Raw genomic sequence first — 23795 nt, forward strand, 5'->3', positions numbered from 1 at the left:
AATAAGTCACTCAAATAAGTAAAAACTCTCTATACAACCTTATATACATGGGCGTATCAGATTTGATACAGCGTTATTTTGATTACATTTTTTACTCAGTGTTCCTGTATCTAAAACCCGATATACGATCTACACTATTTTATGAAATCAATGGCTTACTTTAACGATAACGCATATGCAAAATTTGTTACGTCTTTTCTTGATATTTTGGCTAGCCAGTGGGCAGCTTGCTCACGCTGAATGGGATGCTGATGATATCAGCACAACTCCCAAAGCGAATAACAGCGCTTTAGAAATTGAACAACAGATAAAAAAGCTTCCAGATTCGCTCTTTATGACGCAAAGAGAGTATCTGGTCGTTTCTAATCTGTTGCATACAACACTATCTCTTCAATCCAAGAACATCAGTGACTTCTCTCAATCTCTGATTGCTTATCGAAACCAGAACGATGACTTTAACTGGTTTAACTTGGAGCAGAGCTATCTCACTCAAGTAAGTTTAACTCAATCGAAACAACATCTGTTACGTTCTGTCGATGAACATACTCGCGCTGAAATTACCGGCTTTGGCCCAACGGGTGTCACTCAGTTCAAGCAAGAATGGAAGTTGGCTCAGCTCAACGTTGAATACTTGTTCTTCTTTCAAATTAGAAGTTTCAAGTCACTGTTCGATGACTTATTGATATCACCAGTGCCCTTCATTTGGTCTGTGTGTAAGGTGTTGTTTATTTATTTTCTATTGGTCTGGTGGTTACGTCACAGTCGTCGTCTGATAGAACTGTTTAGAAATACATATTTAAAAGACAAATCTGAGCCGTCATTATGGGCGAGGATCATTTGGTACGCCAGTAAAGCAAACAAAGCAATTGCCTGGCTAATTGCCATTACGCTTTCACTGCAAGTACTGGCAGAGATCAAGAGTCTTCAACACCTTGTTTTCCTAGAAATATTTATTTGCTGGATTTGGGGCGGAGCTATTGCGGTTAGCTTGATTCTCGAATTTACCTATCGAACCAGCCATACCTCTAACAAAACGTTAATGGCTTTAAGGCTCAGCACTATTCGTCGTATTGTATGGACAGTGATTATTACAGGTGTGATCCTTCAGCTGTCTATGCGAACTTTGGGTAAGGGAACCATCTATTACTGGATTCTCAACACTATGTACGCATGGTTCTTTGTCATGATTGTCTCAGTGCTCAACCTTTGGCGTGAGCGCATCTTTGCTTATGCAGAAAAAGCTTCAGACAGACCTCTGTGGGTAAACTGGACCATCAGCAAAAAAGATGCATTTGCGGTAAGAGTTTTTGCAACCACACTCACTCTTGCTTGGTTATTGATGCACGCATTGCAATACCGCCTAATTGCTGCACTATCCAACTACACCTTCTTTAGTCAGGCTCTTGCCTATTTATTTAGAATTGAAGTGGCTAAGCAGAATGAGAGTATCGCTTCAGATCACAACCACGTTCGGATTAAAGGCAATGAGGCATTTGAATACATATTGCCGGGTTCAATCGACAGTGAACTGATTGATTACGCTTCCGATGAGATTAAGCAGTTATCTCGATATCTGATGACAGACAGCCCTGCGATCTGTGTAGTAACGGGCGAACGTGGCATCGGTACGACAACGCTGCTATACACCTTGCTACACAAAGTGAAAAACGCCGAGCCTTTGTATTTAAACTGCCCATATTCAGGCTATACCGAATTGCTAGAATTATTGGCGTTAAGTTTGGGGTTAGAAGACGACGCATCTGAGATACAAATACTCTCCCATTTACGTAAAAGCGAGCAAACATATCTCATCGCAATAGATAACGCCCAACGTCTCGTAAAGCCAATGGTCGGTGGCTTAAACAGTTTGATGAAGTTAACGAATCTACTTCGTCGCTCTAAGAAAAATCATCGTGTCATCATGGCTATTGAAAAATCGAACTGGCGATTTGTTGATAGAGCACGCGGTGAACGCTTGTTGTTTGACTGGGTGACGGCTCTGCCTCGCTGGAATGAGAAACAGATGCAAGCACTGCTGGATAGCCGTATCAACCGCGATATCGAATCACCGGTTTGCTTTGATGGCCTCGTCGTTCCACGTCAGTGGGATCAAGATGATTCCAGCGATGACGAGCGTGCAAAACAAGGTTTCTACCGCATACTCTGGCACTATTCGGATGGTAATCCTACCGTTGCATTACGTTTCTTCCGTCGCTCGTTGAATCGCAATAAAGAAACTGGTGTTGTGAATGTCAGTTTATTTCATGTTCCTGATTCCCAAGACCTTGAACAAATGCCTAAGCCAATGCTCGCGGTATTGCGTTCTATTGTGCAACTTGAAGTAGCATCGAGTGAAGAGTTATCTAAATGTACTCAACTTAGTATTGCTGAAGTGATTGGTATCGTGCGTTATTTCCAAAGCCGTGGATATCTTGAATGGGCGGAAGACAAAGCCCGAGTTTCTGATCACTGGTATCGCACTATTACCAACGTTCTTGATCGCCAACATCTACTGGTGAAATAAACAATGATGAAAAGTATCACACATTTATTTTCTCGTTTAATTGTAATCGCTTTATTGGCACTAGCATGGCCAACTTATGCAGCGGAAGAATCTGTCAATGCAGAAAGTTTCCAACAGATTGCCAGTTTAGTGCGATGGAGCGGTGTGTTCTTCTCCATTCTCATCATCGCAGGCACGTGGCTACTACTGAAATTCATGAGTTCGATAGTCGATACTGTAGGGAGTCAATTCGCACAATATCGAATGCTGCTGCAGAAACTCCAATCTTTCCTTCAGTTCTTTATCTATATGACTGCTGGTGTAGTGGTATTTGTCTTGAGCTTTAGGATTAATGATCAAATATTAACACTGATTGGTGGTACGCTAGCAGTTTCCATCGGCTTTGCACTTAAGGACTTAGCTGCATCATTTATCGCCGGTATGACAGTGATGATTGACCGCCCATTTCAGGTAGGTGACCGCGTCACCTTTGAGGGGCATTATGGTGATATTATTACCATTGGTTTGCGTTCTGTTCGCATGCGAACCTTATCAGATGACATTATTACGATTCCAAATAACAAGTTTTTAAACGAAGTCGCAGTCAGCGGTAACTATGGCGCACTTGATATGCAGGTGGTAATACCTTTTTATGTGGGCATGGATGAAGACATCGTATTGGCACGTAACCTTATTCAAGAAGCGGCATCTTCCAGTCGTTATATCCACTTGCCTAAGCCTGTCGCAGTGTTGGTTAAACAAACCATTACTGATAACTATTTGGCGGTGCAATTAACCTGTAAGGCTTATGTGGTCGATACTACATATGAGAAGCTATTTGAAACTGATATTACTTTGCGCGTTATGGATGAATTCAAACAGCATGGCATTAAGCCGCCAAAGATAGCGATTCAAACTCAATAACTCGGCTCAATTAGAGAGACCTCCATTTGGAGGTCTTTTCTTTTCAATACTTGAAACATCAAGAGACTGTTTTGGCGATGATGACATCTGTTTCTGCTTTGACTGGCAAAAAGACACTGAACACACTGCCCTTACCAACCTCCGATTGCACACGAATTTCTCCCCCAGTCTGACTGAGCATACTTTGGGAAACCGACAGTCCTAACCCAGTGCCATCACGTTTTGTTGTATAGAAGGGGTCAAAAATGCGTTTGAGGTTCTCTGGTTTGATACCACAACCTTCATCTTCAATCATGATAATTGCGCCAGCACAGCGGTCTTCTTCATACCAATCTTTACTCTGTATTGTCAGCTTTCCTTTTCCGTTCATCGCATGTATGGCGTTCATCTGTAAGTTGACTAGTATCTGCAACAGAAGATGTCGATTCACTTCCACAGAGGTACGAGCTTTAAGATCGACAACGAAATCGATGTCACGCTTCTTCGCTCCAGTTTTTACTAGCGTAATACTCTCTTCAATAATTGGATTTACATGTTGCCAAGTAATTTCATCCTGCACGCCGCCTTGTCGGCTGTACTGAAGCAAACTACGGGTGATATTTCGTATTCTGTCTACCTGTTCGAGAATAGCTTGAATCTCTTCTTCCACTCTTGCACTATCCTCGCCTAGTTCAAATTGAATAAGTTCGGTATTGCCGAGGATCACTGCTGTCGGGTTATTAATTTCGTGCGCAATTCCAGCCGTTAACTCGCCAAGAGCTGCCAGTTTTTCATGAACGATAAGTTTATCTCGAGTGGTGTGAAGCAGTTCAATATGGTGTTCTAGCTGCTCGGTTTTTTCTCTCAATTTGGTAGTACGGGAATGGACTTTCTCTTCAAGTTCATTGGCTGCATTTTGAATTTCATTATTTCTTTGCTGAAGGAGATCAAGCATGTTGTCGAACTGCTTAGCTAGCTGCGCAAGCTCATGCTTTTCATCCAACCCAATTTTCCCTATGCGTTGGTTTTTACCCAATTGAACAAGTTTTACTACCCTATGTATGCGTTCAATTGGGCGGAACAAGTCGCGAGATCCGCGATAAACAAACAAACTTGATACCGCAAGTAAAACCAAGGTTGTGACAGCGATTTCTAAAATATTGGTAAGGTATGTCTTAACAAAAGGCCACATTAAATAACCGGTGTATAGCATCCCTATAACCTGCTGATTTTGATCTCGGACTGGCTGATACGCAGTGATATACCAAGCATCGTATACATAGGCTCTGTCTATCCAATCTTTTCCTTGCACTAAAACTGCTTGCTTAACTTCATTGGAAACCTTTGTGCCAATTGCACGCCCTTCTCTCTCATCACTATTAAGAGGGACGTTAGTACTGACGCGTAAATCATCCAAAAATAGGGTTAACGTCCCAACAGGTCTAAGTTTATCGTGTGCAAATGGGTAAACAATGTCACGGATCTCATCAATTAATGTCGTGCTGTTGTTTAGCAACAAACCACCATCAAGAAATCCAACAAGTTGTTGCTCTTCATCCTTTACAGCGATCACGGTTCGGCTTACTAACCCTCTACTTTCAAAGGATTCTTCAGCCAGTTGTTTGACTGTTGCCCTCCGAGCTAGATCTGGTGAGCGGCGATTAAGTTCACTGACTGTGAGTACGTCAAAAAACGCCTGTTTCTCGCTCAGAGTGAGATAATTCTCTCTCTCTAGAGAGCTATCAATAGTTTGGAACGTTAAGAAATCAAGCTTATACCGTTCCCTCTGATTATTGACCCACAGTTCAACATCATGAAAAGGTTGGTTTTTAAGCCTGCTTCTAAACTCATATGAGTCTGCAAGCGCTTGGATTCGGTTGGCTTGGTTATCCTGCTGCATTGCAATAGAACGATTTGCAACCCCAAGACGCTCCGCCACATCAATGAGTGTGCTCTGCCATGTGTAATGTAGCGACCAGTATACTGAAATGCCGATCAGAGCGAGTAACGTGAAGCCTATTGGTACAGATGTGAGAATCAATAAACGATAACGAACCATAGTTTGGAATCGGTTTTTCCATTTACGCCACAACGGAAAATCATTCCACATTTTCAGATCCTTCGCTTTCCCACTCTTTATATTTACGTTCTAGTGTTTTTCTTGCGACGCCCAAATCTCTTGCCGCTGCAGACTTATTGCCGTCATGAAACTCAACTAATTGTTCAATGTGTGCGCGTTCGACATCTTTGAGCGTCCAAGCGTTGGGATAACCTGTTGCAGGCTCTCGATCCCTTGTTTCTATATACTCTGGCACGCCTGCCACATGTGACAATGTCACTGAAATATTAGTAGGATGCGGTATACCACTAATCTCACGCCAGTAATGTGCTGGTGGTTTACCGAGCAAAATACAACGTTCAATCAGGTTTTTGAGTTCTCGAATATTGCCCGGCCAATTGTAGTCGTTCATTGCACTCACATCTTCGTGAGCCCATTTTGGTAGTGGCATAGCCAGCTCTTTACACAGTTTCTGAGTAAAAAACGGCACTAGCTCCCTTAAATCACTTTTACGGTCACGTAAGGGGGTGACATCAATTTTAAGAACGTTTAAACGATAGTAAAGATCACTGCGAAAACGTCCTTGTTCCACTTCTTTTTGCAAATTGCGGTTCGTTGCAGCAACGATACGCACGTCAACGTTAATTTCTTTTTCAGATCCTACAGGACGGATAGCGCGCTGCTCCAATACTCGCAGCAATGATGATTGCATGGTTAATGGCATTTCCCCTATTTCATCCAGAAACAAGGTGCCACCATTCGCAACTCGGAATAAACCTTCACGACTTTTCTTCGCTCCGGTGAAGGCTCCAGAAGTGTGTCCAAACAACTCACTTTCTAATAGTTCAGGCGCAATAGCTCCGCAGTTCACTGGAACAAATGGTCCTTTACGCCCACTCGCTTCATGTATTCCTCGTGCCACCAATTCTTTTCCTGTCCCGGATTCACCTTCAATTAATACAGAAGCTCGAGAAGGCGAAAACTGCACGATAAGCTGTTTCAGTTGCTTAGTTTTCTCTGACTGGCCAATGATCTGACTGGTTGTATGACGTTCGAAATCATGTTTGAGCGCATATTGCATACGCTCATTTAAGCATTTATCCATACAGCGCTTAACGGCTTGCATCATTTGTTCGAGGTTAAAAGGCTTGAGAATAAAATCGGATGCTCCTAGCTTTAAAGCACTGATTGCCGTTTCCAAATCCGCGTAGCCGGTCATGAAAATAACTTCTGCTTTATTATATTCGTCGCTGAAGACTTCTTCCCATTCGATGCCAGACCTACCCGGCAAATTGATATCGAGGATAATCAAATCGTAGTGATTTTCGCTACGTAGTGACTCAGCTTCATCCACTGAACTTGCGCAATCAACTTTAGAAAACCATTTAGTGAGCGCCTTTTTTAAAATGGTCTGCATTCCCTGTTCATCATCGACGACAAGGACTGAAAATGCTTGGTACAAAGGCGCTTGTTTGGAGTCTATAGTATTAGTCATGATTTTCTCGAAAATAACTCATTAGGACAGAACGACTCACATAACAATACTACCAATGTGTCTATACTGAGACATTTTGTCCCTACAATTGTGCGCTATCGCCTAATTTTCTAATACAAATCATGATATTGTCTATTTCCCATACAAAAAACCTTGGTTTAAATCTGGCATCTAGTTTGCTATAGAGTCTGCTTTGCTAACTTTCTCAGTGAAGGTTAGTGAATGAATTAGCTCAGCCCAAAATCAAAATGGATTTCATAATGAATAATAAAGTTTCTCTTACTCTTGCAACGGCGTCATTGGTTTTAGTCAGCTACTCAGCATCAAGTGCAGATGATGCACACCGTATTCGTTTAGCGACCACTACCAGTACGTACCATTCAGGCTTACTAGACTATTTGCTGCCTATTTTTGAAAAAGAAGCAGGCTACAAAGTTGATGTTATTGCTACTGGAACCGGCAAAGCGCTTAAAATGGGCGAAAATGGCGACGTTGATTTAGTGATGACACATGCTCCTAAATCAGAAGCTGACTTCGTGAACAGCGGTTTTGGCGTTCTACCTCGCAAATTGATGTACAACGATTTTGTTTTGGTTGGTCCAAACAATGATCCAGCTAAAGTCACTGAACAGAAAAATGTGCTGGATGCGTTTAGCCACATCGCGAAAGATGGCGTGACTTTCATTTCACGCGGCGATGATTCAGGTACTCATAAGAAAGAGCTAGGTATTTGGGCTCAAGCGAAAATTGAACCAAACTTTGGCGGCTACAAGTCTGTTGGTCAAGGTATGGGGCCAACGCTTAACATGGCGTCTGAAATGCAAGCTTACACTCTGACTGACCGTGGTACTTGGCTGGCATACCAAAACAAACTGGAACTTAAAATTGTTTTTGAAGGCGACGATAAGCTATTTAACCCTTATCAAGTCATTCTCATTAACCCAGAACGTTATCCTGCAACGAACTACGAAGGTGCCAAGGCCTTCAGTGATTGGTTAGTTTCTGCAGAAGGTCAGCAACAAATCAACAGTTTTACTCTAAACGGTCAACAGCTTTTTGTTGCTAACGCTGACAAATAACGGTCTTGTATGAGCCTTTGGCAAACTACTCAAGAAGCATTTACGTTACTGATCAATTTTGATGCTGAACTATGGGAGATCGTTGCGGTCTCCTTTAGTGTCTCTCTTTCTGCTATCTGTGTGGTGTTAATCCCCGCGATGTTGTTTTCCTTCGTACTTGCGTACAGTAACTTTCGAGGGAAATGGCTGTTGTTGTCGGTAATAAATACCCTACAAGCAGTGCCTACAGTCGTCATTGGTTTGTTGCTGTACATGCTTCTTTCTCGTTCTGGCCCCCTTGGGAACTGGTCTCTGCTCTTTACTCAGAAAGCAATGATCATTGGTCAGATGATGATTTGTTTCCCTATTCTCGTGTCTATGATGCACGGCACATTGCAGTCGAGTGACAGGCGTTCAGTAGAGACGGCAATGACTCTTGGCGCTTCAACGCCCAGAATTGCAGCCACTATCATATGGGAAACCCGATTTCCTCTTCTCGCTGCCGTTATTGCGAGTTTTTCACGAATCGTTACTGAAGTAGGCTGTTCTATGATGGTTGGTGGAAATATTATGGGCTTGACCCGAAATATCCCAACAGCTATTGCTATGGAAAGTCACAAAGGCGCTTTTGCTCAAGGAGTTGCATTAGGAATGGTGCTACTATGCCTAGCACTAGCCTTGAATTTTGCTCTTTCTGCAATGCGTGGAAAAGGCTTTTTGAGAACGTAAGGATAAGAATGTCGATAACACTTAACGCTCAACAGTTATCAATGCGTTTCAAAGATCGTGTGTTATTTCATATCGATCATCTTTCTATAGGACCAAACGATGCCATTTATCTCAAAGGAGACAATGGTGTCGGTAAAACAACGTTACTGAAAGTCTTGGCAGGTCTTCAAAAGCCTTCAAAAGGCAATGTTTCTAACTCTTTACCTTGGTGGCAACGAGTTTTTCAATCATCAGCACGCCAACAGGTTATCTATTTACATCAAACACCTTACTTGTTTGATGCAACTGTCTACCAAAATGTGCTTTACGGCATTAAGTTTTCATCACTGAGTACCAAGGTAAAACGTTCTACAGTCATCAATGCTCTACGAATGGTTGGCTTAGAAACGTTAGCTGATGAGCATATCTCCGTTCTTTCCGGTGGAGAAAAACAGCGAGTGGCGATGGCCCGCGCTTGGATTTTAAATCCCTCCATTTTGTTGATGGACGAACCAAGTGCTTCACTTGACCAAGAATCCATCGATAGATTGGTCATCATGGCGAAGGACTTGCTAGCCAGAGGCTCTAGCCTTGTCATTACCAGCCATCAAGCCAACGCCTTGACTGCAATTTGCAAGAAACAATGGTGGATAAATGACTGCACACTTATCGAAACACCATTGCTACACATAGTAAAACCAGAAAAAGAGAGTACCAATGTTACTTCCCTCTCAAACTAGTTGGGTCATACTTGCCGGAGGGCAAGCGACTCGAATGGGTGGACATGATAAAGGGCTTATTAAGCTTAATAACAAACCGCTAATTGAACATGTCATAGAACGTTTGAAACCACAAACATCTAAGATACTTATCAATGCGAATCGTAATCTAGAACAATACAGCCACTACGGAACGGTTATCAGCGACAGTTTTGCAGGTTACCCTGGACCTTTAGGTGGTATTCACAGCGGATTAATGAATGCACCAACAGACTGGGTTGGATTTGTTCCCTGCGATAGCCCACTGATTTCTGAAGATTTAGTGGAGCGTTTTTGTCAGGTTGTGACCGAGCAAACCGATATCATTGTCGCCCACGACGGTGAACACTCTCAGCCGGTTTTTACGCTTTACCATAAACGTGTCCTTCCTAAGCTCACAGCATTTTTAGAACGTGGAGATCGAAAGATAATCTTACTTTACAACGACTGTCATACTGAATATGTCGACTTTAGCGACTCACCACAGTGTTTTGTTAACTTAAATACGCCAGATGAACTAACCCAATTCGGAGCGTTACAAATATGAGCTTACAACGCCCTCGTCTGCCCCTTTTAGGCTTTGCCGCATATTCAGGCACAGGTAAAACGACGCTGCTTGAAGCGCTTATCCCAATGCTTACCAGTGCGGGTTTGCGTTTAGGTGTACTAAAACATGCTCACCACGATTTTGATGTCGATATACCAGGTAAAGACAGCTATCGCTTACGCAAGGCCGGAGCTAGTCAGATGCTGATTGCTTCACGTAATCGACACGTGTTGATGACGGAAACGCCAGAGGCAGAAGCGGAGTTCAACTATCTTCTCAGTCGTTTCGACAGTGAAAAACTCGACATCATCTTAGTGGAAGGCTGTAAAAACATAGCTTTCCCAAAGGTTGAATTGCATAGAAGTGAACTTAACAAGCCTTGGCTCTACTTAAACGATAACAACATCATTGCAATTGCCGCAGATGAAATCGTTGAGTCCGATCTCCCTCAACTCAACATCAATGATTTAGAAAGCATTGCCAAGTTTGTCGTTGATTACGCTAATCGTTTTGGTAAAGAAAAACTGCCTCCTGAAAGCTGTGATACGTTATCTCCAGCCTTTCTTTCAGTAGAACAAGGTCGCCAATCCATTCTAGATCGCGTGCCTGTTCTATCAGATATTGAAACAATTCAACGAGCAAACATTTATAACCGAGTGTTAGCTAAAGACATTTCATCCCCCGTCAATGTCCCAACTTACAGAAACTCAGCGATGGATGGCTTTGCTATACGCAGTGATGACCTAAATCGCGAGCACTATCAAATAGTCGCTGAAATTATGGCTGGTGACACTTATTTGAAAGTTGTTGAATCTGGTCAAGCAGTAAAAATCATGACGGGTGCTGCCGTTCCACAAGGTGCTGACACTGTTGTCATGCGAGAACAAGCCACCGTATCTGGAAAAACAGTAACGTTTGGTGACGCGAAAATAAAAGCGGGTCAAAATGTTCGCCAGGCTGGTGAAGATTTGGCAATTGGTCAAAGTGTTTTTGCAACAGGCCAGCGCTTACATTCTCCAGAAATGGGGATGATTGCTTCACTAGGTATGGACGCTGCTCCCGTATTTCGAAAACTGAAAGTTGCCATTTTCTCAACGGGTAATGAAGTACAACAACCGGGTATCCCTGCCAATGATTCTCGAATCTTTGACTCCAATAGATACACATTGATGGGGCTTTTAACTCAGCTAGGATGTGAAATCATTGACCTTAGTATCATAGAAGATAACGAACAAGCGATGATTGATGCATTACATAAAGCATCACAATCAGCGGACGTTGTACTCACCTCTGGTGGAGTTTCGGTTGGAGATGCTGATTTTATTAAGTCAGCACTCGAATCGTTAGGCTCAATTGAGTTTTGGCGTATCAATATGCGACCAGGTCGCCCGCTCGCATTCGGCAGCATTAACGATAAACCTATCTTTGGTTTACCGGGAAACCCAGTGGCGGTAATGGTCTCATTCATTAATTTTGTTGAACCAGCATTGCGTAAAATGCAGGGCGAGTTGAATTGGCAACCGTTAAAAGTTAATGCTATAGCGACGGAAGAACTTCGATCGCGCCAAGGTCGGACTGAGTTTACACGCGGTGTCTACAGCATTAACCAGTTTGGGCAGTTAGTAGTTAAGTCGACGGGAAAACAAGGCTCTGGAATATTACGCTCGATGAGCGAAGCTAACTGCTTAATCGAAATATCACCAGCAGTAGATACAGTTAAATCCGGTGAAAGCGTGACAATTATTCCACTTCAAGGCAGAATCTAGCGTTTGAAAAATGCTGCTAACGAGAGAAATTATGGCTCGCACTATTATTTATACCTACAAAGATGAAGAGAAAACGCTGACTTTCTCTTACCAACAGCACAGAAACATTCATGAAGCTGTAGCAGAAGCTGAGGGTATAGACATCACTGATTATTTGAAAATGGAACAGCAGCTAGAGCAAATTTCTGATACCAAAGCTGTTCGCAACTATCGCGATAACCATTTCAAAAAGTTAGGCTTTGGCATCATTACTCTTAAACCTAAAGAGAATTTGGGTGTTGGACAAAAACCAAAGCCACAAGTTAAATAGTTAAAAACTTCTCACAATCATCATTACCGCCAATAAGCATCAGCGAACAAGTTGTTAGGGATGACAGTAAAAAGGGCTTGAATACTCAAGCCCTTTTCTATTTAACCAACTGAAACTCAGTGTTATTTGATATTCAAGAATGCAGCACCACGAACACCACCTGAATCACCATGTTTTGCTTTGATGATTTTCGGGCATTTTGCTACTGAAAGAAGATGTTTAGAGATACGTTTAGGTACTTCTTGATAAATCAAATCAAAGTTCGATAGACCGCCACCAAGAACAACCACATGTGGATCATGCGCAGTGAAAATGTTACCAAAACAGATTGCCAATAGTTCCATGAACTGGTCAACGTGCTTAACTGCTTTCTCTTCACCTTCATTGTATGCATTGATGATGTCGATAGCTTTCTTCTTTTCACCGTTGTTGTGTGCGTAAATTAACTCAAAACCACGACCTGAAAGATAGTTATCCATACAACCTTTGTTGCCACAACCACATTCCAATAATGGCGCTTTATCGCCGCCTAAATGGAACCAAGCATCAATTGGCAAACGCATATGACCGATCTCACCCGCTACGTGGTTACGACCTGAGAACACTTTACCGTTATAGATTAAACCGCCGCCAAAACCTGTACCTAGGATCAAACCTAGTACTGATGGCTCATCTTTCAGTTCTTCATCCCATGCTTCAGAAAGAGCAAAGCAGTTCGCATCGTTTTCAATTTTTACGCTACGACCAATTTTAGCTTCGAGATCAGCACGCAGTGGTTTGCCTTTTGCTGACGGTACGTTTACTGTCAATACCGTTGCGTCGTCAGCATCTTCCATACCTGGCAAACCTAAACCTATCGTACCTTCTACGCCAAATTCAGCATCATACTTAGCAACTAGCCCAGCAATTGTTTCAACAAGCTGCTGGTAGTCTTCTGTTGGTGTCGGTACACGTTCAGTAGCAACACGCTCAAGTTTCTCATTGAACGCACCAAATTCAATCTTAGTGCCGCCGACATCAAAGCCGTAATACATGCAAACCTCTCCTACTCAATCCCAGTAATAAGGAAATTATTTAAAGCGATTCACGCACCAATTGCGCCATCCTTTAGCTAATTAACAAAAGCTGTTAAATAACCAAATCACCCAAATGACCGAAGCTATCTGACTGATATCAGCGTAATTAATTCGCGATTAAAAAATATTGGCTTATTATCCATAACCCACCCCATGCAATCCGTGACCAAACACTTATTTATCCGGCTACACATTTTGATTGCGCAAATGTAAAGCAGTATTGAGTGTTCAGTCTCAATCTAGGCTTTGCGTGAATTGCAAATATTCTTTAAGCGCCGTTTTTTCTTCCTTGGGTTTTATACGAGTCTTACCAAGCAAATAGCTTTCTTTAAAGGTTTCAAACCACAAGCGTAACGTTTCAGCGCCCAATTTTTCCCCGAATTTATCCAGAACAAGGCTAGCGACTTCAGCGGTAGCAAGATGCTGCTCGTTGTCTGATTTTCTCATCACATATTGAGAAAGAACTTGAGGCTCGATTGAGATTAAAGGCAAATGTGATAAGTAAGGAGATCGGCGTACAATTCGGTTTGCTTCACGCCAGCTTCCATCGACGAAAATAAGCAGTGGTTTCTTACCCGTTGCTATACTTTCCACTTCTTGCATCACTCGAGCATGTTCTTCTTCTGTTTCTGCAGGAAAAACTAAAACTGGGAAATAGGATGGATCTTGTAAAAGATCCAACATCTGAGAATCAGGCTCTGTGCGATTCCATTGATAAACGTACGTTTCTTTTACGATGTCTGCAATCAGTCGACCAGTATTGCTTGGCTTAAAAACTTCTTGTTGAGAAACAATAAGTAATACCGCAACTTGCGTATCAATATCAGGCTGATGCTGACACAAACAATGCGTCAGCCCCACATTACAGTATGCACAACGTTGAATTTTGCAGCCGCGAGCTAAAAAAGGTTTTGTTGATCGTTCGAGCCGATATTGGTACAAACGATGGAAAGCATGGATTCTCATATCTGTAGAAGTACGTTAATTTTCTAGTACTGATAATTTTTGTACTGAAAAATTTTATTGACTGAAAGTGGCGCAGAGTTTAACCGCTGTTAGTTGAGTTCTCCAGCGCAATTTAAGTTTGAAACTCTGATTAGTGATTGGATTACATCACTTTGTGAAACAGTAAATGATGTTCAAGAAATACATGGTTATGACACGGTAAATAGGTATTACACGGAGGTGGTTATGTCCTACCAACCAGAAACCATTAGGTTAGCATTCTTTGTTTTGGTGCTATTGATTTGCGCATTTTGGGAGTCGAATGCTCCACGTAAACACCTTTCTCAGAGCAAGTCTGTACGTTGGATTAATAATCTCGGCTTAGTTGGTCTAAACAGCGTACTAATTACACTCCTTATGCCGATTGTCGCCCTCTCTGCAGCAAGCTGGGCAGAAGCCCATTCTTTCGGCCTTATGCACTGGCTGAATGTATCTCCTACATGGTCTCTGGTTATTTCTGTAGTTTTGCTCGATGGCATCATTTATTGGCAGCACATTATGTTCCACAGTGTGCCATTCTTATGGCGACTCCATCGTATGCACCATGCAGATCAAGATATCGATGTGACCACTGGCGCACGATTCCATCCAATTGAAATTCTGATTTCTATGTGGATTAAAATTGGCGCGGTAACACTGATTGGCGCGCCTGTTTGGGCCGTAGTTACTTTTGAAATTGTACTTAATGCGAGTGCTATGTTTAATCATAGCAATGCAAGATTACCGTTGAAACTGGATAGGTTGATGCGAAAACTCATTGTGACGCCTGATATGCACAGAGTTCATCACTCGGTTATAGAACGAGAAACTCATTCTAATTTTGGATTTTTCTTATCGATATGGGATCGAATATTCGGTACTTACATCGCTCAACCTTATTTAGGTCATGATGAAATGAGGATTGGTTTACCGATGTTTAAACGTTCAAGAGAACAATGGTTGGATAAAATGCTTACCCAACCATTCAGAGAAAAATAATCAATAATTAACTTAGAGCATATTTGGCAAGCATCGCTTTTTGTTGACCTGCGATGTTTGCCACTTGCTGTGAGCTATCAACCATCGACTCAAGCTGAAGCTTCGTTTGTGTAGCTTGGTCAGAAATTTGTACAATCGAGCGGCTCACATCGGCTGTCGCTCGTTCTTGCTCTTCCGTCGCAACAGAAATTTGCTCTACTCTCGCTCGAATATGTGTAACCGCACTTTCAATATCAGCAAACGTCAGTTTTACTTCGTCACTAGATTGAAGCGCAGAGACCATCTCGTTTCTGGACTCTAATACTGCTTGACGAGACTTCGCAGCAGAAGCTTGTAGTTGGCTCATCATATCTCGGATACTACCCGTTTGCTGAGTGGTATCTTTAGCGAGCTTACGAACTTCGTCAGCAACAACAGCAAAGCCTCGACCATGTTCACCTGCACGTGCCGCCTCAATCGCTGCGTTTAACGCTAATAAGTTAGTGCTTTCTGCAATACCATTAATTAAGTCAACCAGTTCACTGATTCGCGAAACACTGCTGTCAAGTTCACTCATAGCGGACTCATTGATATTCAATGACACTTCTAGTGCTTCTAATCGATAGCGGTTCTCTTCTACTGCTTTTACCCCTTGCGATGAGTGCTCAGAAGCTGTCACAGAGTCGGTGTATGAATCATTGGTGACTCCAGCAATTTCACGGATTGATGCCTCCAATTGGTTGATAGTTGTAACCATGCTTAACAGGGCTTCATTTTGGATTGTTAACCCCTGATTAGAATTCTCAGCAGCATCGTGACTCAATTGAGCAGTCTGATAAAGCGTTTCACAGTTAGACGTTACCATCGTTAGAGATTCATTAGTTGATGCAATGACTAGGTTAAGTTTTACTGCAATATCATGGAATTCCATTGGCCCCGTTAACTTAGCCAGATGACTAAAATCATGCTCAGTCATATAGGTAAGGCTAGTAGTTATATTCTTCATACCTTTGTTTACCCAAACTCTAAGCCCAAGCCATGAAACAACGACAAGAAAGACAAGTACAGCTCCCCCAACTAACAAAGCTAATGTAATTTCGTTAATGGTACTTTGAACTTCCTGTTCTTTAGATTGAATAATATCGGTTGTGATATGAGATAGCGCTGCTAGCTGATCTGCAATGTTATCGGCCATTAAAGCTGCTTGGGAAAAATCCGAATTTTGGCTTTGCGCTGTTTCTAGACGAATCATTATTTGGTCGAGTATTCCACCTGACTTAAAGCCTTCCAAAACCATCTGATAAGGAGCAGTGAGGCTGGAAAATTCATTCACGTCAGGATGCCACTCCTTGAAATCATCGAACGCGAGTTCAAGTCCTGAAATACGTGTTTTTAGCTCTTTGTACTCTTTTTGTGCCAGTTCCTTCTCTTCTTGAACCATAAATAGAAGAAATGTACTTTCCATTACACCTGAAGCGGCAACAAATCGGTTTGCCGCATCCATTGATTCCGGATTTTCGATAGCTAGAAATGAGGCGATACGGTTCATTTCTGGACCAATCGAACTAAGACCATATCTGAAGCCAGCAGCCTGTTCAGTAATTTTTGCCGTTTGTTGTAGCTGAGTTTGCTGTGACTGGATAATCGCTGCTGAATATTGAGAAAACTTTGCGATATTCTGAATTAGTTCCTCTTGTAGCATCGGATCTATTAGAGAACCGAATTCTTGAGTGATTCCTTTCATCTCTTTCAGCCGAACATTGACGTTTTGATCCAACTTTAATAAATCAACACGAATACTATCTAATTGTTCAACCGATTTAGCTCTTGTCCCATAACCGATATATTTAACTTGTTCGAGTATGTTTTGCGTTAGGGCAGCATTATTGGTCGATAGTGGAAGTGCTCGTTCTGATAATTGACTAAATTGAGATCCTATTTTGTCAATGCCACGAACACTAGTGACAGAAAGTACAGTGACAAGTATGGTTATGGTGACAAAAATAATAGAAAGTGTTTGAATAAGTGAGAACGTTATTCGGGGCTTGGCAGAATTATTCATTTCAAAGGCAGTCCAATACCAGTTTAAATACAACATCCGGTATTTTAGGAAATTTTTATGACACATTTATTTCAGAAACCAATAACCTATCACTCATTACTAATGGTTATTGTATTTTCCTTGGTAACTGGATGCGCTCAAAATCAAAGTTCAAAAAACCTCGATACAAAAGAAGATAAATCGTTAAATTCAAGTATCGATGTTGAAAGCATAATTGTCCGCGAAGAATCTTTTTTTAATGTCTATAACCAGTGGCAAGGTGTTCCTTACCGTTTAGGTGGAAGTAATAAGAATGGGATTGATTGTTCTGCGTTCGTTCAGATTGCTTACCGTGATGCATGGCAACTTCCTTTGCCAAGAACGACAAGGTCGCAAAGCCAGATAGGTGAAAATATTAAGTACGATGCTGCTAAATACGGTGATTTAGTTTTCTTTAAAACGTCAAAAACGACGAATCATGTCGGCGTGTATCTGGGTAACTTGAGGTTTATGCATGCTTCTACATCTCAAGGGGTCATCATTTCTCGTCTTGATAACCCCTACTGGGCTGCTAAATTTTGGCAATTTAGAAGAGTCGACAGTCTAACGAAATAGATTAATCGTAAATAGCTACCGCTGTATCAAATAGATTCTTCACCAACGCAATGTATTCATCTAGGAAAATGATTTGATCATTCGTCGCTGGTTTCGCCCATACTCCAGCTAACACCTCACCTAAATCTTCTACTACAGAATCAGCTTCTTTCAGAAGTTGAAAGCGTACGCTCGAATGAAGTTCAGGGTTCTGTTCGAAAACTGCCATGATATTACTCGCTACCATGTCAGTAACGACATCTTCGACACTTTCTTTACCGGTGTCACCGCCACGGGTGAATACATCCATATTGAATGCAAGATGTTCTATTAGCGCTAAATAACCATCGGTTTCTACAACCACTTTAATTCTCCGCTTTACTGCTTTATCACCAGTAACTCACTGTGCCTTCAATAATACTAAGCTATGTGAAGAAAATTTCACACATTAGATATGTTTGCTTGATGAAATTTCAAACGATTCATTGATAAAAATCTAACTTAGTACAAGAAAGCCATAAACTTTACTTGCTTGCTATGTTAACGACGAAGTCTTTTGTTACACTCATTTTGACTTTCTATTCATTCAAAAGGCAACAACGTTGATGAATCGTTTTATGAGTAAGTTCACAAATATGCGGATTAAGTGCATAACAAAACTAAGTTAATGAAATTATTTGCTTTACGGTTCAGTAAAGTCACATTTGATGTTCTAAACTAAAACGGATTAGAGGACGGTCATGGAGTTCATACTATGTGGCAAGCTATCACCCAGCAACTCTCAGATACTTTAATGTTTCAATTCGACCTTGTAGAAAAAACCAAACTGCAAGGCGGAGACGTTAGTGAAAGCTATATGATTACCGACGGTAAAGAGCGGTATTTTGTAAAGTTAAATGACCGTAATTTTTTACCCGTTTTTGAAGCTGAAACCGAAAATTTACGAATTCTACGTGAAAGTAATAGTATCCATGTCCCTGAACATGTCCTTACAGGAAGCACTAAGGATCACTCGTTCATTATCTTAAATTATTTGGTGACTAAGCCTCTTGATGATTCAACAAACAGTTTTAAGTTGGGTCAACAACTCGCCAAATTACATCAATGGGGCGATCAAAAAGAATATGGGTTTGATATTGATAATTACCTAGGTTGTGTCGTTCAGCCGAACAACTGGGCAAAGAAATGGTGTCAATTTTTTGCAGAGCAAAGAATTGGTTGGCAACTACAATTAATGCATGAAAAAGGTGTGCATCTCGTCAATATTGACGAATTCGTTGAAGTCATAAAACAAAGATTAGCCAACCACACTCCGCGTCCAGCTTTATTACATGGTAATCTTTGGAACGAAAATGTAGCCAATTCGCCACTCGGTCCCATCTGTTACAACCCAGCCACTTATTGGGGTGACCGAGAATGTGATGTTGCTATGAGTGAGTTGTTTAGTGGTTTCCAACCCGAGTTCTATCAAGCATATGAAGAAGTTTTACCATTAGATATTGGCTACGTAGAAAGAAAAGACATCTACAACCTTTACCATATACTGAATCACTACAATCATTTCGGCGGTCACTATTTAGATGAGGCCGAGTATCTAATCAAGAAAATTCTGTCGTTCTAAACTTATTCATTACCACTCTATGTTATTAATAATAAACAAAAAAAGAGCTAATCAACTTTAGCTCTTTTTTCTATGTTCAATGGTCAAAATTTACACTTATTTCTCGTTCAGAATCAACTTCTCGTCTTACTATTAAATTGAGAACAATAAAAGACAGAGCGAGAATCAAGATGAAAAACTTTATCCAACAATCAATTATTTGCCCCCACTGTGGGCATCATGTTCCGGTAACACTAGACTCTTCAAATGGCAGCCAAGAGTTTTATGATGACTGCCCTGCTTGCTGTAATTCAATTCATATGAATTTGATGATCAATGAGCAACTAGATATCGTTGAGCTACAAATCGATGCTGATGACGAGCAAATTTTCTAGACCTTGATATTTTTGTTCGCTGCTGCGCTCTAGTTAACGCTGGACTTATTGTTTAGCAGCAAGCACTCGTTCAACGGTATCCACAATTGCTTGAGTTTGCGGATCAAGCTCAACGTTTACTTTGTCACCGACAGCTCGTTGACCAAAGAGTGTTCTTTGCAATGTTTCTAGAATCAGATGAACATTGAAACTATTTTCACTGACATCACCAATTGTCAGGGAACAACCGTCTAATCCAATAAATCCCTTCGGCAAAACGTACTTCATATACTTTGGCGCTAACTCAAACCAAATTGTTTTGTTGTTTGGCGTATCAATCACTTCTGTAATCGTCGCGGTGTCCATAATATGGCCCGACATGGTATGACCACCAATTTCATCACCGAATTTAGCTGCTCTCTCGACATTCACCATAGAACCCACTTCAAGTTCACCTAGGTTAGTCAGTTTGAGAGTTTCTTGCATTAAATCAAACGAAACACGGTTGTCATCAACGTGAGTTACCGTCAAACAGCAGCCGTTGTGAGCTATCGAAGCACCAATTGTTATCCCTTTAATTAATAAGGGTTCTAGCTCAATAACATGGGTTTGAAACTTGTCTTTTTTATCAATAGCAACGACTTTCGCCATGCCTTGAACAATCCCAGTAAACATTTTGTATTTCCGATAGTTTTTCGTGGTGATCAGTGTGACATTTCTTTATCATTCCCACCAGTACGACCCACCGATTAATTAAGCAGTAAATATTCCCTTCGGAGAAGTTTGTGCAACATTATAAAAATGAAATAAAAAAATTAGTAAAGTTATCAACGCCAGTTCTTATTGCTTCCATCGCTCAAACCGGTATGAGTTTCGTAGATACCGTTATGGCTGGTGGTGTAAGTGCAATCGACTTAGCTGCTGTCTCTGTCGCTTCCAGCATTTGGATGCCTACCATTCTGTTTGGTATTGGCCTTTTAATGGCACTGGTACCAATAGTTGCCCAGCTCAATGGTTCAGGCAGACAGCATAAAATTGCGTCTGAAATTCATCAGGGGGGATTTTTAGCTTTAATTGTTTCTATTCCAACAATCTTAGTATTACTGCAAGCCAGTACTATTTTAAAGCTGATGGAAGTTGAACCATTAATGGCTGAAAAAACCATTGGTTACATCAGTGCAATGATCTTCGCTGTACCTGCTTTTTTGCTATTCCAAGTATTGCGTAGCTTTGCAGAAGGTATGTCATTAACCAAACCAGCCATGGTCATTGGCTTCTTTGGTCTATTGATTAACATACCTCTAAACTGGATCTTCGTTTACGGTAAGCTAGGCGCTCCTGCCTTAGGTGGCGTTGGTTGTGGTGTAGCAACCTTGATCGTGTACTGGCTGATGTTTCTGATGTTGCTGTTCTACGTGGCAACTTCAAATCGACTTGCTCACGTGAAACTGTTCGCTCACTTTCATAAACCGCATTTCAAACCTCAATGGCGTTTATTCAAGCTGGGTTTACCTGTAGCCGCGGCTTTGTTTTTCGAAGTCACTTTATTCGCTGTGGTAGCAGTCGCTTTAGCTCCTTTGGGCTCTTTGGTCGTAGCTGCACATCAGGTTTCTATTAACTTTTCATCATTAATTTTCATGTTACCGATGAGCATCGGTGCAGCCGTTTCTATCCGTGTGGGACACTCGCTCGGTGAAGAAAACGTTCAAGGCGCAGCGGTTGCATCCCATGTTGGGCTGTTTTTTGGCGTTGCTACCGCTATAGTTACTGCGGCTTTCACTGTGGTCTTCCGTGAACAGGTAGCGCATCTTTACACGGATAATAGAGAGGTTATTGCCCTATCTATGCAGCTGCTTATTTTTGCTGGTATCTATCAATGTACTGACGCAATACAAGTTATCGCGGCTGGTTCGTTACGCGGATATAAAGATATGAACGCAATTTTTGTTCGTACTTTTATTGCTTACTGGATCTTGGGATTACCTACGGGATATACCTTAGCAATGACCGATTTAATCGTAGAACCTATGGGTGCGAAAGGATTTTGGATTGGATTCATTGTCGGACTAAGTTCAGCGGCAATTATGCTAAGCCTGAGACTACTCTGGATTCAAAAGCAGGATCAACAAGTCCAATTAGATTTCGCTTCAAAGTAATCTATAACTCTTTAAAAACAAAAGGTCAGCATATGCTGGCCTTTTTAATACGTGACTTATTCGTTTTCAGTTTCTAGGTAGGTATTTTCTAGCCCAGCAAGCACACTTTGGTAAGTGTCAATTTCACATACAAAAACGATCATTTTTTCAATAAAGCTCATAATGTGCTCCTATTATTTCAAACTGTGTACGTGCATACGACCAGCAATTAAACCCATGCTGTATCCATGATCTAATGCCCCTTTATTCATGGTTAGACGTTTAACTGCAAAATGTTCAGGTGGAGCGATAACTCGAATGTTCGCATCTTTAGGCGGGTTACGAATGAACTCCAGCGAACCATTGTATTTCTCAGCCCTTGCGGTAACCGATTTAGCAACTTCTGGATAGCGAGCAAACAGTTTTTTCATCATCCATTCACTTTTAACCTTGGGCATCTCATAACTTTCTGGATGAGAAAGAACAACAGTGATATCACGTGCACCACGACGATAAGCTTCTTTCACTGGAATAGAGTCAGACACGCCACCATCGGTATAGCACTGCCCATCGAAACAAGGGGTTTTCTTGTAGACAATAGGCAACGCAGAGGTGGCTTCTATCGCTGTTACAAAATTATCCGGAGTAATTTGATAGTAATCAGGCTTGCCCGTCTCGATGTTAGTGGCAGCTGCATAAAAAGGAATTGACGAGAACAGCGCTTCTTCGTTGATCGGGTAACGCTCATTTGCTTCATCAATTAGCCATCGAACATCAACTAAGTCACCGCCTCTTAGGAAACGGCCAGGGTTATAAAAACGACTGCTAGTAGCAAGTTGAGTTATCACTTGATAACTGCGTAGAGGTTGATTAGACAAATAGCCGACAAGATTTGAAGCACCAGCAGAGACTCCCATAACGAAATCGTATGGACGGTGGTTTAATTCCATAAATGAATCAAGAACGCCACTGGCAAAAATGCCGCGCATTGCCCCACCTTCTACTACTAACGCCTTTTGTCCTGCCATTTTTAAACCCTTATTATCGTTTTAACCATTTAAAGATAATTCTTACTGGTTAACCTCGCAAATGGGTTTAACTTATCAATCAGATAGATATCGCCGATTAAGCTGCGACCTGTTGTACTGCGATTGCAGCATTCGCCTTGTTGCTCTCTAAACGTGGACAATTTGCGCATAATGGTCGCCCTTCACATTTGTATACAAGGCAACAACTGGTTCTGACCACTTTTAAGCGGTCGGTGGCTACATCGACTATTAAGCTACTGATGTGTTTATGAGGAAGATTAAAAGCATCCAACCAAAGTTTGGCTTGTTGCAAAATAGCGCCGTTGGAATAACTTGGTCTGAGTTCTTGTAAGCGGACTAAGCAACTCAATAGCTGATCAGCGAGTAGATGATTCGTAAACCCAGGACGAATTCTGCCCCACTGGTTAATTGCCTCTCTATAGTTTTCAAATAGTTGAGAGAGTAGTTCACCCGCTGTTTTTATCAAGGCTGATCGACTTGCATGCGTCCATTCGTGATCCATAAAACTAAAACCAGAAATAAAACAGTGTTGTTGTTTCTGCAAAATCGTCGCCACATCTGGCAAGGCTTTTTGTGTATAAATTGCAATGAATGAGACAAATACGGGTTGCCAACACAGCAAATCCCATGTGCGAGTCAACCAATAAGCTTGACCCGCTTCGGGATGTCGATTTGCAATTTGTGTGTAAAGAAATTCGATCGACTTTGTGCTCAAGTCATGGTTTAAACAGCTACTTTCATGTTCAACAAGGTTGCCATCTAAATAGGGTGTGATGTTTCGAGCATGAACGAATAGTTTTTCGAAATGTACTGTGGATAAACCCATTGAAGATAGCCGTGCCGTTAAAATAATAGTA

At 41.6% G+C, this 23795-nt stretch carries 22 protein-coding genes; 13 read left to right on the forward strand and 9 right to left on the reverse strand.

Going from position 1 to position 23795, the window contains the following annotated elements:
* The first annotated feature begins 175 nt into the window (after positions 1-175).
* The gene (locus G5S32_RS07285) at positions 176-2524 is read left to right on the forward strand and encodes an AAA family ATPase (protein WP_165311393.1); all 2349 of its coding nucleotides are present in this window, start codon (positions 176-178) and stop codon (positions 2522-2524) included.
* A 3-nt stretch (positions 2525-2527) separates the two neighbouring features.
* Positions 2528-3427: a mechanosensitive ion channel family protein gene (locus G5S32_RS07290; RefSeq protein ID WP_165311394.1), complete on the forward strand. Its 900-nt coding sequence runs from the start codon at positions 2528-2530 to the stop codon at positions 3425-3427.
* 58 nt (positions 3428-3485) lie between these two features.
* Here the strand turns inward: G5S32_RS07290 and G5S32_RS07295 are convergent, their stop codons facing one another.
* Entirely contained in the window at positions 3486-5516 is a 2031-nt protein-coding gene (locus G5S32_RS07295; RefSeq protein WP_165311395.1) for a sensor histidine kinase, read from the reverse strand.
* Entirely contained in the window at positions 5506-6960 is a 1455-nt protein-coding gene (locus G5S32_RS07300; RefSeq protein WP_165311396.1) for a sigma-54-dependent transcriptional regulator, read from the reverse strand. The genes G5S32_RS07295 and G5S32_RS07300 overlap by 11 nt, the downstream gene beginning before the upstream one ends.
* Positions 6961-7220: 260 nt before the next feature.
* On the opposite strand from G5S32_RS07300, the gene G5S32_RS07305 reads away from it, so the two are divergent.
* The 6 genes from G5S32_RS07305 to G5S32_RS07330 are packed head-to-tail and all read left to right on the forward strand — an operon-like array spanning position 7221 to position 12107.
* Complete coding sequence (locus G5S32_RS07305) at positions 7221-8039, forward strand: ABC transporter substrate-binding protein (RefSeq protein WP_246200997.1); 819 nt, start codon at positions 7221-7223, stop codon at positions 8037-8039.
* Positions 8040-8048: 9 nt separating this feature from the next.
* Positions 8049-8747, forward strand: coding sequence for an ABC transporter permease (locus G5S32_RS07310; RefSeq protein WP_165311397.1), 699 nt, complete (start codon positions 8049-8051; stop codon positions 8745-8747).
* An 8-nt stretch (positions 8748-8755) separates the two neighbouring features.
* Positions 8756-9466: an energy-coupling factor ABC transporter ATP-binding protein gene (locus tag G5S32_RS07315; RefSeq protein ID WP_165311398.1), complete on the forward strand. Its 711-nt coding sequence runs from the start codon at positions 8756-8758 to the stop codon at positions 9464-9466.
* Positions 9444-10031, forward strand: a complete 588-nt coding sequence (gene mobA, locus G5S32_RS07320) for a molybdenum cofactor guanylyltransferase MobA (protein WP_165311399.1) — start codon at positions 9444-9446, stop codon at positions 10029-10031. Before G5S32_RS07315 ends, mobA begins: the two co-directional genes overlap by 23 nt.
* The gene (locus G5S32_RS07325) at positions 10028-11797 is read left to right on the forward strand and encodes a bifunctional molybdopterin-guanine dinucleotide biosynthesis adaptor protein MobB/molybdopterin molybdotransferase MoeA (RefSeq protein WP_165311400.1); all 1770 of its coding nucleotides are present in this window, start codon (positions 10028-10030) and stop codon (positions 11795-11797) included. The genes mobA and G5S32_RS07325 overlap by 4 nt, the downstream gene beginning before the upstream one ends.
* A 31-nt stretch (positions 11798-11828) precedes the next feature.
* The gene (locus G5S32_RS07330) at positions 11829-12107 is read left to right on the forward strand and encodes a DUF2960 domain-containing protein (RefSeq protein ID WP_165311401.1); all 279 of its coding nucleotides are present in this window, start codon (positions 11829-11831) and stop codon (positions 12105-12107) included.
* A 122-nt stretch (positions 12108-12229) separates the two neighbouring features.
* Here the strand turns inward: G5S32_RS07330 and nagK are convergent, their stop codons facing one another.
* Positions 12230-13141: an N-acetylglucosamine kinase gene (nagK, locus tag G5S32_RS07335; protein WP_165311402.1), complete on the reverse strand. Its 912-nt coding sequence runs from the start codon at positions 13139-13141 to the stop codon at positions 12230-12232.
* A 276-nt stretch (positions 13142-13417) separates the two neighbouring features.
* Positions 13418-14149 (reverse strand): tRNA-uridine aminocarboxypropyltransferase, encoded by a 732-nt coding sequence (locus tag G5S32_RS07340; RefSeq protein ID WP_165311403.1) that lies wholly within the window; start codon positions 14147-14149, stop codon positions 13418-13420.
* Positions 14150-14374: 225 nt separating this feature from the next.
* Here G5S32_RS07340 and G5S32_RS07345 point away from each other — a divergent pair, with 225 nt between their 5' ends.
* A complete protein-coding gene (locus G5S32_RS07345; RefSeq protein ID WP_165311404.1) occupies positions 14375-15166 on the forward strand; it encodes a sterol desaturase family protein in 792 nt (263 codons plus the stop codon).
* Positions 15167-15173: 7 nt separating this feature from the next.
* Here the strand turns inward: G5S32_RS07345 and G5S32_RS07350 are convergent, their stop codons facing one another.
* Positions 15174-17207 carry a methyl-accepting chemotaxis protein gene (locus G5S32_RS07350; protein ID WP_165311405.1) on the reverse strand — a complete coding sequence of 678 codons (2034 nt, stop codon included), beginning with the start codon at positions 17205-17207 and terminating at the stop codon, positions 15174-15176.
* A 57-nt stretch (positions 17208-17264) separates the two neighbouring features.
* Here G5S32_RS07350 and G5S32_RS07355 point away from each other — a divergent pair, with 57 nt between their 5' ends.
* Positions 17265-17801 (forward strand): NlpC/P60 family protein, encoded by a 537-nt coding sequence (locus tag G5S32_RS07355; RefSeq protein WP_343033108.1) that lies wholly within the window; start codon positions 17265-17267, stop codon positions 17799-17801.
* Position 17802: 1 nt separating this feature from the next.
* On the opposite strand, the gene G5S32_RS07360 is transcribed toward G5S32_RS07355, so the two are convergent.
* Positions 17803-18144, reverse strand: coding sequence for a DUF3802 family protein (locus tag G5S32_RS07360; RefSeq protein WP_165311406.1), 342 nt, complete (start codon positions 18142-18144; stop codon positions 17803-17805).
* Positions 18145-18534: 390 nt separating this feature from the next.
* Between G5S32_RS07360 and G5S32_RS07365 the strand changes: the two genes are divergently transcribed.
* Positions 18535-19401, forward strand: coding sequence for a fructosamine kinase family protein (locus G5S32_RS07365; RefSeq protein ID WP_165311407.1), 867 nt, complete (start codon positions 18535-18537; stop codon positions 19399-19401).
* A 170-nt stretch (positions 19402-19571) separates the two neighbouring features.
* Positions 19572-19775: a CPXCG motif-containing cysteine-rich protein gene (locus G5S32_RS07370; protein WP_165311408.1), complete on the forward strand. Its 204-nt coding sequence runs from the start codon at positions 19572-19574 to the stop codon at positions 19773-19775.
* A gap of 45 nt (positions 19776-19820) precedes the next feature.
* On the opposite strand, the gene G5S32_RS07375 is transcribed toward G5S32_RS07370, so the two are convergent.
* Positions 19821-20429, reverse strand: a complete 609-nt coding sequence (locus tag G5S32_RS07375) for a riboflavin synthase subunit alpha (RefSeq protein WP_165311409.1) — start codon at positions 20427-20429, stop codon at positions 19821-19823.
* Between the two features lie 110 nt (positions 20430-20539).
* Here G5S32_RS07375 and G5S32_RS07380 point away from each other — a divergent pair, with 110 nt between their 5' ends.
* Positions 20540-21910, forward strand: coding sequence for an MATE family efflux transporter (locus G5S32_RS07380; protein ID WP_165311410.1), 1371 nt, complete (start codon positions 20540-20542; stop codon positions 21908-21910).
* A gap of 173 nt (positions 21911-22083) precedes the next feature.
* On the opposite strand, the gene G5S32_RS07385 is transcribed toward G5S32_RS07380, so the two are convergent.
* Together G5S32_RS07385 and G5S32_RS07390 are read right to left on the reverse strand one after the other, a co-directional pair.
* Positions 22084-22917 carry a patatin-like phospholipase family protein gene (locus G5S32_RS07385; protein ID WP_165311411.1) on the reverse strand — a complete coding sequence of 278 codons (834 nt, stop codon included), beginning with the start codon at positions 22915-22917 and terminating at the stop codon, positions 22084-22086.
* A 97-nt stretch (positions 22918-23014) separates the two neighbouring features.
* Positions 23015-23764: a siderophore ferric iron reductase gene (locus G5S32_RS07390; protein WP_165311412.1), complete on the reverse strand. Its 750-nt coding sequence runs from the start codon at positions 23762-23764 to the stop codon at positions 23015-23017.
* Positions 23765-23795: the final 31 nt, after the last annotated feature.

The organism is Vibrio ziniensis (assembly GCF_011064285.1).
GTDB classification, from domain to species: Bacteria; Pseudomonadota; Gammaproteobacteria; order Enterobacterales; family Vibrionaceae; genus Vibrio; species Vibrio ziniensis.